15 protein-coding genes are annotated in these 13962 nt (G+C 71.1%); 6 read left to right on the forward strand and 9 right to left on the reverse strand.

Annotation, left to right across the window (positions count from 1 at the left end; translation table 11 throughout):
- Positions 1-42 precede the first annotated feature (42 nt).
- From ACFY12_RS01410 to ACFY12_RS01430, 5 genes are all read right to left on the reverse strand, one after another.
- Positions 43-1743, reverse strand: a complete 1701-nt coding sequence (locus ACFY12_RS01410; protein WP_390713641.1) for a methylmalonyl-CoA mutase — start codon at positions 1741-1743, stop codon at positions 43-45.
- Positions 1744-1845: 102 nt separating this feature from the next.
- Positions 1846-2178 (reverse strand): DUF3817 domain-containing protein, encoded by a 333-nt coding sequence (locus tag ACFY12_RS01415; RefSeq protein ID WP_390713642.1) that lies wholly within the window; start codon positions 2176-2178, stop codon positions 1846-1848.
- Between the two features lie 74 nt (positions 2179-2252).
- Entirely contained in the window at positions 2253-2765 is a 513-nt protein-coding gene (locus ACFY12_RS01420; RefSeq protein WP_390713643.1) for a MarR family winged helix-turn-helix transcriptional regulator, read from the reverse strand.
- A 43-nt stretch (positions 2766-2808) separates the two neighbouring features.
- Positions 2809-4104 carry an MFS transporter gene (locus tag ACFY12_RS01425; protein WP_390713644.1) on the reverse strand — a complete coding sequence of 432 codons (1296 nt, stop codon included), beginning with the start codon at positions 4102-4104 and terminating at the stop codon, positions 2809-2811.
- Positions 4105-4200: 96 nt separating this feature from the next.
- Positions 4201-4551: a DUF3817 domain-containing protein gene (locus ACFY12_RS01430; RefSeq protein ID WP_390713645.1), complete on the reverse strand. Its 351-nt coding sequence runs from the start codon at positions 4549-4551 to the stop codon at positions 4201-4203.
- Positions 4552-4828: 277 nt separating this feature from the next.
- On the opposite strand from ACFY12_RS01430, the gene ACFY12_RS01435 reads away from it, so the two are divergent.
- The 4 genes from ACFY12_RS01435 (at position 4829) to ACFY12_RS01450 (ending at position 7573) form a co-directional block, all read left to right on the forward strand.
- The gene (locus ACFY12_RS01435) at positions 4829-5467 is read left to right on the forward strand and encodes an AIM24 family protein (RefSeq protein WP_390713646.1); all 639 of its coding nucleotides are present in this window, start codon (positions 4829-4831) and stop codon (positions 5465-5467) included.
- The gene (locus tag ACFY12_RS01440) at positions 5467-6150 is read left to right on the forward strand and encodes an AIM24 family protein (protein ID WP_390713647.1); all 684 of its coding nucleotides are present in this window, start codon (positions 5467-5469) and stop codon (positions 6148-6150) included. The genes ACFY12_RS01435 and ACFY12_RS01440 overlap by 1 nt, the downstream gene beginning before the upstream one ends.
- Before the next feature lie 14 nt (positions 6151-6164).
- Positions 6165-6959 (forward strand): AIM24 family protein, encoded by a 795-nt coding sequence (locus ACFY12_RS01445; RefSeq protein ID WP_390714337.1) that lies wholly within the window; start codon positions 6165-6167, stop codon positions 6957-6959.
- Between the two features lie 137 nt (positions 6960-7096).
- Positions 7097-7573 (forward strand): MarR family winged helix-turn-helix transcriptional regulator, encoded by a 477-nt coding sequence (locus ACFY12_RS01450; RefSeq protein ID WP_390713648.1) that lies wholly within the window; start codon positions 7097-7099, stop codon positions 7571-7573.
- 38 nt (positions 7574-7611) lie between these two features.
- Here ACFY12_RS01450 and ACFY12_RS01455 read toward each other — a convergent pair whose 3' ends face one another.
- Positions 7612-9051 carry a sensor histidine kinase gene (locus ACFY12_RS01455; RefSeq protein ID WP_390713649.1) on the reverse strand — a complete coding sequence of 480 codons (1440 nt, stop codon included), beginning with the start codon at positions 9049-9051 and terminating at the stop codon, positions 7612-7614.
- 13 nt (positions 9052-9064) lie between these two features.
- On the reverse strand, positions 9065-9727 hold the full coding sequence (locus tag ACFY12_RS01460; protein ID WP_390713650.1) for a response regulator transcription factor: 663 nt from the start codon (positions 9725-9727) through the stop codon (positions 9065-9067).
- A gap of 128 nt (positions 9728-9855) precedes the next feature.
- Here ACFY12_RS01460 and ACFY12_RS01465 point away from each other — a divergent pair, with 128 nt between their 5' ends.
- Entirely contained in the window at positions 9856-10509 is a 654-nt protein-coding gene (locus tag ACFY12_RS01465) for a PepSY domain-containing protein (protein WP_390713651.1), read from the forward strand.
- 455 nt (positions 10510-10964) lie between these two features.
- Here ACFY12_RS01465 and meaB read toward each other — a convergent pair whose 3' ends face one another.
- Positions 10965-11945 (reverse strand): methylmalonyl Co-A mutase-associated GTPase MeaB, encoded by a 981-nt coding sequence (gene meaB / locus ACFY12_RS01470; protein ID WP_390713652.1) that lies wholly within the window; start codon positions 11943-11945, stop codon positions 10965-10967.
- Positions 11946-11997: 52 nt separating this feature from the next.
- Positions 11998-13209, reverse strand: a complete 1212-nt coding sequence (locus ACFY12_RS01475; protein ID WP_390713653.1) for an acetyl-CoA C-acetyltransferase — start codon at positions 13207-13209, stop codon at positions 11998-12000.
- 137 nt (positions 13210-13346) lie between these two features.
- On the opposite strand from ACFY12_RS01475, the gene mce reads away from it, so the two are divergent.
- A complete protein-coding gene (gene mce / locus ACFY12_RS01480; RefSeq protein WP_390713654.1) occupies positions 13347-13787 on the forward strand; it encodes a methylmalonyl-CoA epimerase in 441 nt (146 codons plus the stop codon).
- Positions 13788-13962: the final 175 nt, after the last annotated feature.

Consider the following 13962-nt stretch of genomic DNA (forward strand, 5'->3'; position numbering starts at 1 on the left):
GCGGGTCAGGTCCGGTACGGCGTGGCGTGCGCCCCGCTCGTCTCAGAACCCGGCCGGCTCCGTGTAGCCCCCCCACTCGTCCCGCAGCGCGCCGCAGATCTCGCCGAGCGTCGCCTCGGCCCGTACCGCGTCCAGCATCGGCTCGATCATGTTGCCGCCGTTGCGGGCCGCGGCGAGCAGGCCGCCCAGCGCGGTGTGCACCCGGTCATCGTCACGGGCCGCCTTACGGGCCGCGAGGACCCGTACCTGTTCCCGTTCGACCTCATGGCTGACCCGGAGGATCTCCAGGTCGCTGGTGGCCGAGCCCTCGTGGCAGTTGACGCCGACGACCCTCTTGTCGCCCTTCTCCAGGGCCTGCTGGTAGCGGAAGGCGGACTCGGCGATCTCGCCGGTGAACCAGCCGTCCTCGATACCGCGCAGGATGCCGGAGGTCACCGGGCCGATCGGGTGCCGGCCGTCGGGCACGGCACGGGCGCCGCGCTCCTTGATCCGGTCGAAGATCTTCTCGGCGTCCGCCTCGATACGGTCGGTGAGCTGCTCGACGTACCACGAACCGCCCAGCGGATCCGCGACGTTGGCGACACCGGTCTCCTCCATCAGTACCTGCTGCGTCCGCAGCGCGATCTCCGCGGCCTGCTGGCTGGGCAGGGCCAGGGTCTCGTCCAGGGCGTTGGTGTGCAGGGAGTTGGTGCCGGCCAGCACGGCCGCCAGCGCCTCGACCGCGGTGCGGACGACGTTGTTGTACGGCTGCTGGGCGGTCAGCGAGACACCGGCGGTCTGGGTGTGGAAGCGCAGCCACTGCGCCTTCTCGCTCGTCGCGCCGTACACCTCACGCATCCAGCGGGCCCAGATCCGGCGCGCCGCACGGAACTTGGCGATCTCCTCGAAGAAGTCGACATGGGCGTCGAAGAAGAAGGACAGGCCCGGCGCGAAGGCGTTGACGTCCAGGCCGCGGCTGAGCCCCAGCTCCACGTACCCGAAGCCGTCCGCCAGGGTGTAGGCGAGCTCCTGCGCGGCGGTGGCCCCCGCCTCGCGGATGTGGTAGCCGGAGACCGACAGCGGTTTGTACGCGGGGATGCCGTGCGCGCAGTGCTCCATCAGGTCGCCGATGAGGCGCAGATGCGGCTCCGGCTGGAAGAGCCACTCCTTCTGCGCGATGTACTCCTTGAAGATGTCCGTCTGGAGCGTGCCGTTGAGGACGGACGGATCGACGCCCTGGCGCTCGGCGGCGACGAGGTACATGCAGAAGACCGGGACGGCGGGCCCGGAGATCGTCATGGAGGTCGTGACGTCGCCCAGCGGGATGTCCTTGAAGAGCACCTCCATATCGGCCGCCGAGTCGATGGCGACGCCGCAGTGCCCGACCTCGCCGAGCGAGCGGGGGTCGTCGGAGTCGCGGCCCATGAGGGTCGGCATGTCGAAGGCGACGGAGAGGCCGCCGCCGCCCGCCTTCAGGATCATCTTGTAGCGCTCGTTGGTCTGCTCGGCGTTGCCGAAACCGGCGAACTGGCGGATCGTCCAGGTGCGTCCCCGGTAGCCGGTCGCGTACAGGCCCCGGGTGTAGGGGAACTCGCCCGGCCAGCCGATCCGCTCGAAGCCCTGGTACGTGTCCCCGGGCCGGGGCCCGTACACCGGATCCACGGGATCGCCGGAGAGCGTGCTGAAGTCCGCGTCCCGCGTCGGGGCCGCGTCGTACCGGGCCTGCCAGCGACGGCGGCCTTCCTCGATCGCGTCAGCGTCCATGCCTTCGAATTTACTAGGACGTCCTAGTAAATGTCGATGGCAGAGGGAGAAGAGGAATGAGGCATCACGGTGAGTAGCCGGTAGCGGCCCGTAGCGCCGCCGTCAGGCCTTGGCCATCTCCGGAGCGTCACCGGCGACCAGCGGCGCGGTCTCCCGTACGACCTTGCGCTCCACGAAGAACGCCGCCGTGGGAATCGTCCCCGAGACCAGCACCCACAGGAGCTTCCCGAACCGCCACTTGGCCTTGGAGCCCAGGTCGAAGGCGAAGACGAGGTAGATGATGTAGAGCACGCCGTGGATCTGCGAGACGACGAGGGTGAGGTCCTTGCCCGTGCCGAAGCCGTACTTGGCCACCATGCAGGCGCAGAGGATGAGGAGCATGACGGCAGTGACATAAGCCATCACGCGGTAGCGGGTCAGCACGCTCGATTTCATGCGGACGAGCCTAACCGCCCGAAAAATCCCCCCGGACGCGGGGCGCTCCTCAGGCCCCGGACGCGGGGCGCGCCTCAGACCTCGTCCTCGAAATCCTTCGCCGCCACCCGCAGGGGCCGCAGCATCGCGAAGATCTCCGCGCACTCCTCGTCGTCGTACGCGCCCAGCCCGAAGTCCATCGCCATCAGGTCCCGGGTGGCGGCGTCGCACACCTCGCGCCCCTTGTCCGTGATGGAGGCGAGCGTGCCCCGCCCGTCGTTCGGGTTGGGCCGCTTGGCGACGAGCCCCGACTTCACCAGCCGGTCGACGGTGTTCGTCACCGACGTGGGGTGCACCATCAGCCGCTCGCCGATCTTCGACATCGGCAGCTCCCCCGCCTTGGAGAAGGTCAGCAGCACCAGCGCCTCGTAGCGCGCGAAGGTCAGTCCGTACGGCTTGACCACCGCGTCCACTTCGGACAGCAGGATCTGCTGAGCGCGCATGATCGAGGTGATCGCGGCCATCGAGGGCACGGCACCCCACCGCCGGCGCCAGAGTTCGTCGGCGCGGGCGATGGGATCGAATGCAAGGCTGAGCGGCTTCGACACGCCTAAGACCCTACCCGGCGGTCACATCGTGGTCAGCCACGTCTCAGCTTTCGGTCGGCACCGGACCGCCGTACGTCCCCCGGACGCCCTCCGCCGCCTCACCGCCCCGGGTACGCCGCACCTCGGCGATCACCGCCAGGACGCACACCGCCCCCACCGCCCCGGCCGCCGGCATCACCACCCGCAGCGGCGCATACTCCGCGGCGACACCGGCCGCGCCCATCGCCAGGCCCATGACCGTCATCCGGCCCGCCTGCGTCAGCGTCATCGCCTGGCCCAGCAGCCGCCCGGGGACCGCGGCGACGAACCACCGGTCGACGCCGAAGTTGTACGAGATGCCGGTGCCGGTCAGCACCAGCAGCAGCACCGCCCAGCCGAGCGAGGGCTCCGCGGCGAACCCGAGGGACGGCAGGACGGCGAAGACCCCCACGGGGAAGGTGAGCCGGCTCCGGGCCTCCGGGCCGAGGAACGTACCGACCAGGCTCTCCGCCACCACCGCGCCGACGGGCATGCTGCACATCAGCAGCCCCGCGCCCGCTGGCCCCACCCCCAGCCGGTCGGCGTACGGAATCAGCAGCGCCTCCGGAATGACGACGAACGTCGGCGGCAGCCAGGTCAGCAGGAGCAGTGCCCGCACCCGGCGGTCGGCCAGCAGCCGGCGGGCGCCGCCCAGCGAGGCCCCCAGCAGCGCGCCGCGCGCCGCCTCGCCGACGTCGTCGTGGGCGCCGTCGCGGGCCGGACGGGCGCGGGTCCCCAGCCGTAGCAGCAGTCCTGAGGCGGTGAAGGTGGCGGCGGTGACCGCGAGCACCGCTTCGGGGGACGCCACCGCCAGCAGCAGACCACCGGCTCCGAAGCCGGCCAGCTGCGCGCTCTGGTTGACGATCCGGATCACCGACCGCCCCAGGACGAACGGTTCCCCCTCCCCCAGGATGTCCTCCAGCGTCGCCGCCCGCGTACCGGCGAAGACCGGTGCGACGGCGGCGATCACACAGCGCAGGGCGAGCAGCACGGCGACCGGTGTGCCCGGCACGACCATGCCGACCGCGGCCGCCGCGCACAGCGCGTCACATCCGACCAGCACCCGGCGGGCCGGATACCGGTCGGCGACCGCGGACAGCAGCGTCCCGCCGACGACGTACGGCAGCAGCCCCAGCGCGAACGTGAGGGCGCTCAGCAGCGGCGAGTCGGTCAGCCGGAAGACCAGGACGCTCAGCGCGATCTCGCAGACGACCACGCCGAGGGAGGAGAGCAGATGCGCGGCGAAGACGTACCGGAACTCGGCGACGGCGAAGACGGCACGGTAGCCGGTGACCCGGCCCGGCCCGGTGGACGAGGACATGACGGCAGCCTGCCAGGCGCCGCACCCGTCCTCCGGCGCTTCGGCGCAACTTCCCGCGGCGCCCAGGCGGTTACGGAGCGGGCGACGGTCCGGCCGTCAGGCGTTGACCACGCCTTCCTTGCGGGCGCGGGCGGCGATCACGCCGGCCTCTTCCTCCCGCTTGAGGACCCGGTCGCCGTAGAGGCCGCCGAACGGCAGGATCGCCAGCACGAAGAAGAAGGCGACGCGCTTGAAGGACCACTTGGTGCGGTTCCACACGTCCAGCAGCAGCACGACGTAGGTGATGAAGAGCAGGCCGTGGATCAGGCCGAGGGGCATCACCAGGCTGTCGTAGCCGAAGGCCAGGCGGAAACCGGTGCCGAAGATCAGCAGGGCCGGGAAGGAGAGCGCCTCCGGGATGGATGCCAGGCGCAGGCGGTGCAGGGCGGCGGCGGTCTTGATGTCCACGGGAACCTCGTTCGGGTGGCGGGGAGGGAGGAGGAGCACGGCGAAGCTTGTGCATGGGTTCACAAGCGTCGGCCCATTGTCGCAGCCGTCCCGGCGGTCACCGCGCCGGGGGGAGGTGAGAGCGGTCACCGCGGGCCTCGTCATGCATCGGGACATGCGTCCGGGAATCGTCGGAACGCCTCAGGGAGACCTTCAGAACGCCTCAGGGAGATCTCAGGGTGACCTTCAGGGGCCCGGAATCTCCCCCGCGCGGCCTGCGCCGACTACCGTCTGACCCGTGGCTCAGTTTCGGCTCCAGGGGAGCAAGGTGCTCGCCGTCGACATGACGGGCGACGCCGTGAAGGCGAAGAACGGCTCGATGGTCGCGTACGACGGCCAGATGTCGTTCAAGAAGATGACCGGCGGCGGGGAGGGTCTGCGTGGCATGGTGACCCGGCGGCTGACCGGGGAACAGATGGCCGTGATGGAGGTGAAGGGGCACGGCACCTGCTACTTCGCCGACCGCGCCAGCGAGATCAACCTCGTGCGGCTGAGCGGCGAGAAGCTCTACGTGGAGGCCGGCAACCTGCTGTGCACGGACGCGGCGCTGCGGACGGGCACGACGTTCACCGGACTGCGCGGCGCCTCGCAGGGCAACGGGCTGTTCACGACGACGGTCGAGGGCAGCGGGCAGGCGGCGATCATCTCCCACGGTCCGGCGGTGGCGCTGCGGGTCACCAAGCAGAGCCCGCTCCAGGTCGACCCGGGCGCGTATGTGGCGCATACCGGCGACCTCCGGCAGCAGTTCCAGTCCGGGGTGAACTTCCGCACGTTCATAGGGGAGGGCTCCGGTGAGGCCTTCCAGATCCGCTTCGAGGGCGAGGGCCTGGTGTATGTCCAGCCGAGCGAGCGCGAGACGTTCGGAGGTGAGGTCTGATGCCGTTCACGGCGATCAACGCGTACATGGTGGAGGCCAGGATCGGGCCGGGCCAGCGGATGTTCAGCCAGCGCGGGGCGATGCTCGCCTACCGCGGCGATGTGCAGTTCACCCCGAACATCCAGGGCGGTCAGGGCGGGGTCGGTTCGATGATCGGCCGCCGTATCGCCAATGAGGCCACGCCCCTCATGACAGTGGAAGTCCCCCAAGGTCTTAATGACCAGGGAGGTGCCCCCACCGGCACGGTGATGTTCGGCCACGGCGGCCATCACGTCCATGTCGTCGACCTGACGGGCGAGACGCTGTACGTCGAGGCCGACCGGCTGCTGGCCTTCGACGGCTCGCTGCAGCAGGGCACGATGTTCATGGGTGCGCAGGGCGGGGTGATGGGAATGGTGCGCGGCCAGGTCACCGGCCAGGGCCTGTTCACCACGACACTGAAGGGCGTCGGCTCGGCCGCGGTGATGGCGCACGGCGGCGTCATCGAGCTGCCGATCACGCCCCAGCGCCCGGTGCATGTCGATCCGCAGGCCTATGTGGCGCACCGCGGCGAGGTCCGCAACAAGCTGTCCACCGCGCTCGGCTGGCGCGAGATGGTCGGACGGGGCTCCGGCGAGGCCTTCCAGCTGGAGCTGTCGGGCCAGGGCACCGTCTACGTACAGGCCTCGGAGGAGAAGCTGTGATCGGAGAAGAAGCGGTGACCGGTCCCGTCGTCCACGACGTCTTTTCGCTCCCGGCCGACGACAACGTCAATCCGTACACGTTCAGTGTGGAGCTGAACGGCCAGTGGTTCCTGCAGAAGGGGAAGATGATCGCCTACTACGGGCAGATCGACTTCCAGGGCATCGGGCACGGCCGGCTGGACCGGCTGATCGCCGGAAGTTTTCATTCGCCACTGCACGCCGCGGACTGGGTGGTCGCCGAGGGCCAGGGAAAGATGCTGCTCGCGGACCGCGCCTTCGATGTGAATTCGTACGATCTCGAGGACGGCAACCTCACGATTCGCTCGGGCAACTTGCTCGCGTTTCAGCCATCTCTGTCGCTGAAGCAGTCGATCATTCCGGGCTTCCTCACCCTCATCGGGACGGGCAAGTTCGTGGCCGCCTCCAACGGCCCGGTGGTCTTCATGGAGCCGCCGGTCCGGGTGGATCCCCAGGCGCTGGTCGGCTGGGCGGACTGCCCCTCCCCGTGCCACCACTACGACCACCAGTACCTGCGGGGATTCCTGGGCGGACTGCGGGCGCACACGGGTATCGGCGGGGCGTCCGGCGAGGAGCACCAGTTCGAGTTCGTCGGCGCCGGGACGGTCCTGCTGCAGTCGACGGAGCAGCTGATGCCGGAGCTGGCGACGGCTGCCGTACCGGCCGAGGAGGGCGTTCCGGGCGGTGGCGGACATGGTCCGGGCGGCGGCGGACACGTTTCGCCCGGTGGCTCACAACTGCCCCAGTTGCCCGGCAACCTCGGGAGCCTCCAGCGCCGCTTCGGGCTGTGAGCGGTAGTCTGCGGACGGTGACCTCGAACGTCTGACCAACGCCGGCCCCGGCCGGCCGGGGTCACCGTCCTCGCCGCCCGAACAACCCACACAGCTCAGTTAATTCGCTATTCAACATTTGCGAGTAGAATTCCTCCATGACGACCGACAGCGACACCCCCTGGCTGACCGACCAGGAGCAGCGTGCCTGGCGCACTCATCTGGACGTCAGCAGGCTGCTGATGCACCAACTCGAGCGCGATCTCCAGCCGTTCGGCCTGACCAACAACGACTACGAGATCCTGGTCAACCTCTCCGAGGCCGAGGACCACCGGCTCCGGATGAGCGACCTCGCGGCCAACACCCTGCAATCCAAAAGCCGTCTCTCCCACCAGATCACCCGCATGGAGAGCGCCGGCCTGGTGCGCCGCGAGAGCTGTGAGTCGGACCGCCGAGGCCTCTACGCCGTTCTGACGGAAGAGGGCTGGGACACCATGCGCCGGGTCGCCCCGCACCATGTCGCCTCGGTCCGCAAGCACTTCATCGACCTGTTCTCCCCCGAGGCCCTCGAAGCGCTCCGCACCTCGCTCACCCCCGTGGCCGAGCACCTCCGCGCACACCGCAACGGTCTCTGACCCCCAGCGGCCTCCGCCCCGGCACCCGCCGGCCCGGTTCAGCCGGCCGGCGGCAGCCGCAGCTCGAACACCGCGCCCGCCCGCGCCGGGCCCGCCGCCACGGTCAGCGAGCCGCCGTGCCGCTCCGCGACGTCGCGGGCGATGGCCAGCCCCAGCCCGGCCCCGCCGTCGTCCCGCGCCCGGGCGTCATCGAGCCGTACGAACCGCTCGAAGATCCGCTCCCGCTCCCCCTCGGGTACCCCGGGCCCGTCGTCCTCGACCCGCAGCACCGCCCACTCCCCCGCCCGCTCCACGGCCACGCGTACGGACGAGACGGCGTGCCGCTGCGCGTTGTCCAGCAGGTTGCCCAGCACCCGCGCCAACTGGCCGCGGGACCCCAGCACTTCCAGGCCCGCCGACTCGGCCACCCGTACCGGGATGCGGTCGCCGACCCGCTGCGAAACCTCCTCGCGCACCATCGCCGCCAGATCGACCCGGGCGTCCGCCGGCCGCTCCCCCGCGTCCAGCCGGGCCAGCAGCAGCAGGTCCGCCGCCAGCCGCTGGAGCCGTACGGTGTCCGCCACCGCGCCCGGCACATCCAGCAACTCCGGGTGCGCCACGCCCACTTCCAGCTGGGTGCGCAGGCTCGCGATCGGGCTGCGCAGCTCGTGCGACGCGTCCGCGACGAACCGCCGCTGCCGCTCGACGCTCGCCTCCAGCGCGGCCAGCGTCTCGTTGGTGGTACGCGCCAGCCGGGCGATCTCGTCCCGCGCCCGTGGCTCCGGCACCCGCCGGGACAGGTCCGTACTGGCCGTGATCGCCGCCATCTCCGCCCGGATACCCTCCACCGGCCGCAGCGCCCGCCGGGTCACCAGCCAGGTCACCGCGGCCACCACCACAAGCAGCAGCGGCAGCCCGATCAGCATCGCGTCGCGGACCGACCCGACGGCCGCGCGCTCCGGCGCCAGCGGCGAACCCGCCCGTACCGTGACCTTCTCCCCCTGGCCGTCCTTCGCCTCGACCAGCGCGAACCGGTAGTCGGCGACCTTGCCGTCGACGTCCGCGGTCCCGTCCCGGTGCCGCACGTCGTCGTCGACCTCGCCGGGCAGCGGCTCACCGCTCCCGTCCCCGTCCTCGTCGTCATCCGACGGCGTCGGCGTCGGCCCGACGGCCCCCGGCGTCGGCTTCGCCGGCTTCGCCGACCGCACCGACTTCGCGTCGACGGCCCGTACGTCCTCGCTCACCGCCAGCACCCGGCCGCCCTCACCGGTGACCACCACCGGATGGTCATCGCCGTCCGGCAGATCCAGCCGGTCGTACGCCGTTCCCGTGGCGATCTGCGTGGCGACCTCGCGGGCCCTGACCTCCGCCTGGAGCCCGGCCTGGCCCTGGAGATTGCTGCGCAGCACCAGCAGCACCGCGGTGCCCGCCGCGATCAGCGCCAGCGCCACCACCACGGTCGCCCCGGCGGCCGCCCTGGCCCGTACCGAACCCGGCATTCCGCGGCGTGCCCTACCCACCGGCCACCAGCCGGTATCCCGCGCCGCGCACCGTCACGATGTGGCCCGCGCCGAGCTTGCGCCGCAGCGCGCTCACATAGACCTCGATGATGTTGACGTCGCCCTCGTAGGCGAAGTCCCAGACGTGCTCCAGGATCTCCGCCTTGGAGACCACCTCGCCCGGCCGCACCGCCAACTGCTCCAGCACGGCGAACTCCTTGGCGGTCAGCGGCACTTCGGTGCCGTCCTTCTCCACCCGCCGCGCCCCCTGGTCGACGGCCAGCGGCCCCACCCGCAGCACCGGCTGTGCGCTCCGCCCACGCCGCCGGAGCAGCGCCTTCACCCGCGCCACCAGCACCACGTACGAGAACGGTTTGGTCAGATAGTCGTCGGCGCCGGTGTCCAGCCCCTCGGCCTCGTCGTACTCGCCGTCCTTGGCGGTCAGCATCAGGACCGGTACGTCGCTGCCGGCCGCCCGCAGCGCGGCGCAGACGTGGTAGCCGTTCATGCCCGGCAGCATGATGTCCAGCACGATCAGGTCGTACGCGCCCTCGGTCGCCCGGTGCAGCCCTTCCCGGCCGTCGTGCACCACGTCGACCGCGTACCCCTCGGCCGTCAGGCCCTTGGCCAGCGACAGGGCCAGCCGCTTCTCGTCCTCCACGATCAACAGGCGCATGCGGTAAGGGTGCCACTGCGAAGCTGAAGCGCTCTTCAGGTGGCTTCAGGTTCCCTTCAGCTTCGGTCGGCCACTGTGGCGGCACAGCGTACGAACCGCGCTGTCACCGCCGATCAGGGGAGAGCATCATGAAGCGCCACATCGTCATCGCCACCGCCGCCGCTGCCGCGTTGATCGTGGGCGGTACGGTCACCGCCGTCGCGGTCAGCGGCGACGGCAGCGCGGGGGCCGGCGTGCAGACCACGGCGCAGGGTGTGGCCGCCCGGGGCGCGTACGACCAGGAGGACGTCCGCGAGGCCGCCGCCGCGAAGGTGACCGCACCGGAGGCCGCGGCCGCCGCGCTGCAGGCCGTACCCGGCGCCGTGGCCGGACTCGACCTGGACCAGGACCGGCCGGGGCTCGTCTGGGACGCCGATGTCCTCGGCAAGGACGGCCGCTGGCACGAGATCACCCTCGACGCCCGCACCGGCCGCGTGCTGAACCAGCGCCTCGACCACGGGGACGACGACGATCACGCCCGCGCCGCGGCCGCCCTCAAGGACGCGCGGACCGACGCCGCGGCCGCCGTCCGCACGGCCGCCCGGGCGCACGGCACGGTGACCTCGATCGAGCTGGACGGGGACCACCGCGCGAAGGCCGTCTGGGAGGTCGAGACCATCACCCAGGACGGCCGGGAGCACAAGCTGCTGGTCGACCCGCAGTCCGGCAAGCTGACCGCGGCACCGGCGCACCGCGCCGACGGTGACACGAATGGCGACGACAACGACGGCGCGGACGACTGACGGACGGCTGAGCGACGGCTGGCGGTAACCCCTAGGGGGCGTTCGAACAGATCCCCTAAGGGTCGCGAGCGCCCCCTCGGGGCCACAACGGGGCGGGGTGGGGCGGGTATTCCCGAGGAAGAGCGGGGCGGGTATTCCCAGCGGGGCACCCGCGGCGAGGCACCCCCGGCGGGGCCCTGGCGAGGCGCGCCCGGCAACGCACCCCCTGCGAGGCGCGCCCTCGCCCTCCGGGCGGGCGAAGGGACTCCCAGCACAGGCAGAACTTCCGGCACAGGCAGAACTTCCGGCACAGGCTGGACTTGCAGCACAGGCGGGACTTCCGGCACAGGCCCTACGCCCCGTCGTCGCGCCCTACGCCCTGTCGTCGCGAGGCGGGCAGGAGTTCGACGACAGGACGACAGGACGACAGGCGACAGGACGACCGGGGCTCAGCCGCGGAGACCCGTCAGAAGCGGCTAAGCGCCCTGACCCCCGTTGCCGTTCGTCAGGCCCTCCACGAGTTCGTCGGCCGCCCGGTACGGGTCCGTCTCGCCGGCCACGATGCGTTCGGCCAGGGCGGCCAGGCTCAGGCGGCGGTCGCCGCTCAGGTCTCCGATGCGCTCGCGGAGCGCGGTGACCGCGATCGTCTCGATCTCGTGGGCCGCGCGGGCGAGGCGCCGCTCGGCGAGCACGCCGCGCTCCTCCATCCAGGCCCGGTGCTTCTCCAGGGCCTCGACGACCTCGTCGACGCCCTCGCAGCGCGACGCCACGGTTTTGACGATCGGCGGGCGCCAGTCCCCGGGGGCCCGTGCCTCGCCCAGGCCGAGCATGTGGTTCAGCTCCCGGGCGGTGGCGTCGGCGCCGTCCCGGTCGGCCTTGTTCACGACGTAGACGTCGCCGATCTCCAGGATGCCGGCCTTGGCGGCCTGGATGCCGTCGCCCATCCCGGGGGCGAGCAGCACCACGCTGGTGTCGGCCTGCGAGGCGATCTCCACCTCGGACTGGCCGACACCGACCGTCTCGACGAGGATCACCTCGCAGCCGGCCCCGTCCAGGACGCGGATCGCCTGCGGTGCCGCCCAGGCCAGCCCGCCCAGGTGGCCCCGGGTGGCCATGGAGCGGATGTAGACGCCGGGGTCGGAGGCGTGCTCCGACATGCGGACGCGGTCACCGAGCAGGGCACCGCCCGAGAACGGCGAGGACGGGTCGACGGCGAGGACGCCGACCCGTTTGCCGGTCCTGCGGTACGCGGTCACCAGGGCGGAGGTGGTGGTGGACTTCCCGACGCCGGGCGAGCCGGTCAGGCCGACCACGTAGGCGTTGCCGGTGAGCGGGGCCAGCGCCGCCATCACCTCACGCAGCTCCGGCGCCGCCCCCTCCACGAGGGAGATCAGCCGCGCCACCGCCCTCGGCCGGCCCTCCCGGGCCTGCTGCACCAGCTGGGGGACGTCCACCATCGCCGCCGACTCCTTCGGTTCGCTGCTCCGCGTCCGGCCCGGCCGGACCCGCTTACTTGCCCGGTACGCGAATGATCAGCGCGTCGCCCTGGCCGCCGCCACCGCAGAGCGCGGCGGCCCCCACGCCGCCGCCGCGCCGGCGCAGCTCCAGGGCGAGGTGCAGCACGATGCGGGCGCCGGACATGCCGATCGGGTGGCCCAGCGCGATCGCGCCGCCGTTGACATTCACCTTTTCCGGGGATACCCCGAGATCCTTCATTGACTGCACGGCGACCGCCGCGAACGCCTCGTTGATCTCGATCAGGTCAAGATCGCCGACGGTCAGGCCCTCCTTGCCCAGTGCGTGGTTGATCGCGTTGGACGGCTGGGACTGGAGCGAGTTGTCCGGGCCCGCGACGTTGCCGTGCGCGCCGATCTCGGCGATCCACTCCAGGCCGAGCTCCTCGGCCTTGGCCTTGCTCATGACGACGACGGCGGCCGCGCCGTCGGAGATCTGCGAGGACGTGCCGGCGGTGATCGTGCCGTCCTTGGCGAACGCGGGGCGCAGCTTGGCCAGCGACTCGGCCGTGGTCTCCGCGCGGATGCCCTCGTCCTTGCTGAAGACGACCGGCTCGCCCTTGCGCTGCGGGATCTCCACCGGGGTGATCTCGGCCTCGAAGATCCCGTTCTTCTGGGCGGCTGCGGCGCGCTGGTGCGATCCGGCGGCCACCGCGTCCTGCTCCTCGCGGCCGATGCCGAGGCGGGTGTTGTGCTTCTCGGTGGACTCGCCCATGGCGATGCCCTCGAAGGAGTCGGTGAGGCCGTCGTGGGCCATCGCGTCGAGCATCTCGACGGCGCCGTACTTGTAGCCCTCCCGCGACTTGGGGAGCAGGTGCGGGGCGTTGGTCATGGACTCCTGGCCGCCGGCGACGACGATGTCGAACTCGCCGGCGCGGATGAGCTGGTCGGCCAGCGCGATGGCGTCCAGGCCGGAGAGGCAGACCTTGTTGACGGTCAGCGCGGGGACGCTCATGGGGATGCCGGCCTTGACGGCAGCCTGGCGTGCCGGGATCTGCCCCGCCCCGGCCTGGAGCACCTGGCCCATGATCACGTACTGCACCTGGTCGCCGCCGATGCCCGCCCGGTCGAGCGCCGCCTTGATGGCGAAGCTGCCCAGGTCGGCGCCGGAGAAGGTCCGCAGGGAGCCCAGGAGCCGCCCCATCGGGGTGCGGGCACCCGCCACGATCACTGACGTCGTGCCGTTCGTGCCGTTGGTTGCAGACATGCGATGCGGCCTTCCTTTGCCGGGAAGTTAACGAGGGTTCCCGTCAATGTACTGAGCGGTACGCGCGGGGTCACCGGCCTTTCGGTGTGATCGCGCGCACGTTGCGTAACCAGCCATGCGGGCGGTGCACTGGAGCCATGCTGACGCGCATCGACCACATCGGGATCGCCTGTTTCGACCTCGACACAACTGTCGAGTTCTACCGTGCCACGTACGGCTTCGAGGTGTTCCACACCGAGGTCAACGAGGAGCAGGGCGTCCGGGAAGCCATGCTCAGGATCAACGGGACCTCGGACGGCGGCGCCTCGTACCTCCAGCTCCTGGAGCCCGTCCGGGAGGACTCCACGGTGGCCAAGTGGCTGGCCAAGAACGGTGAGGGGGTGCACCACATCGCCTTCGGGACGGCCGACGTCGACGGGGACGCGGAGGCCATCCGCGGCAAGGGCGTCCGGGTCCTCTACGACGAGCCCAGGAGGGGTTCGATGGACTCCCGGATCACCTTCCTGCACCCCAAGGACTGCCACGGCGTACTCACCGAACTCGTCACCGCCGCGTCGCCCGCCGCGACGGAGCACTGACCTTCACCCTTCCCCGGCCGGTAGAGTGCAGCCTCGGCCGGGGTACGGGAATGGGGCTCGGTCCAGGACTCCGCCGATGATCTGACACCATTTCTTCGGAAGGGTCGGCTCCAAGAGAGTGTGAGACCGGTACGACACGACGTGTACGGGACGAACGCCGCAGCACCGGAGCCGG

Origin of the sequence: Streptomyces sp. NPDC001339 (genome assembly GCF_042895955.1) — a bacterium.
Taxonomy (GTDB): Bacteria; Actinomycetota; Actinomycetes; order Streptomycetales; family Streptomycetaceae; genus Streptomyces.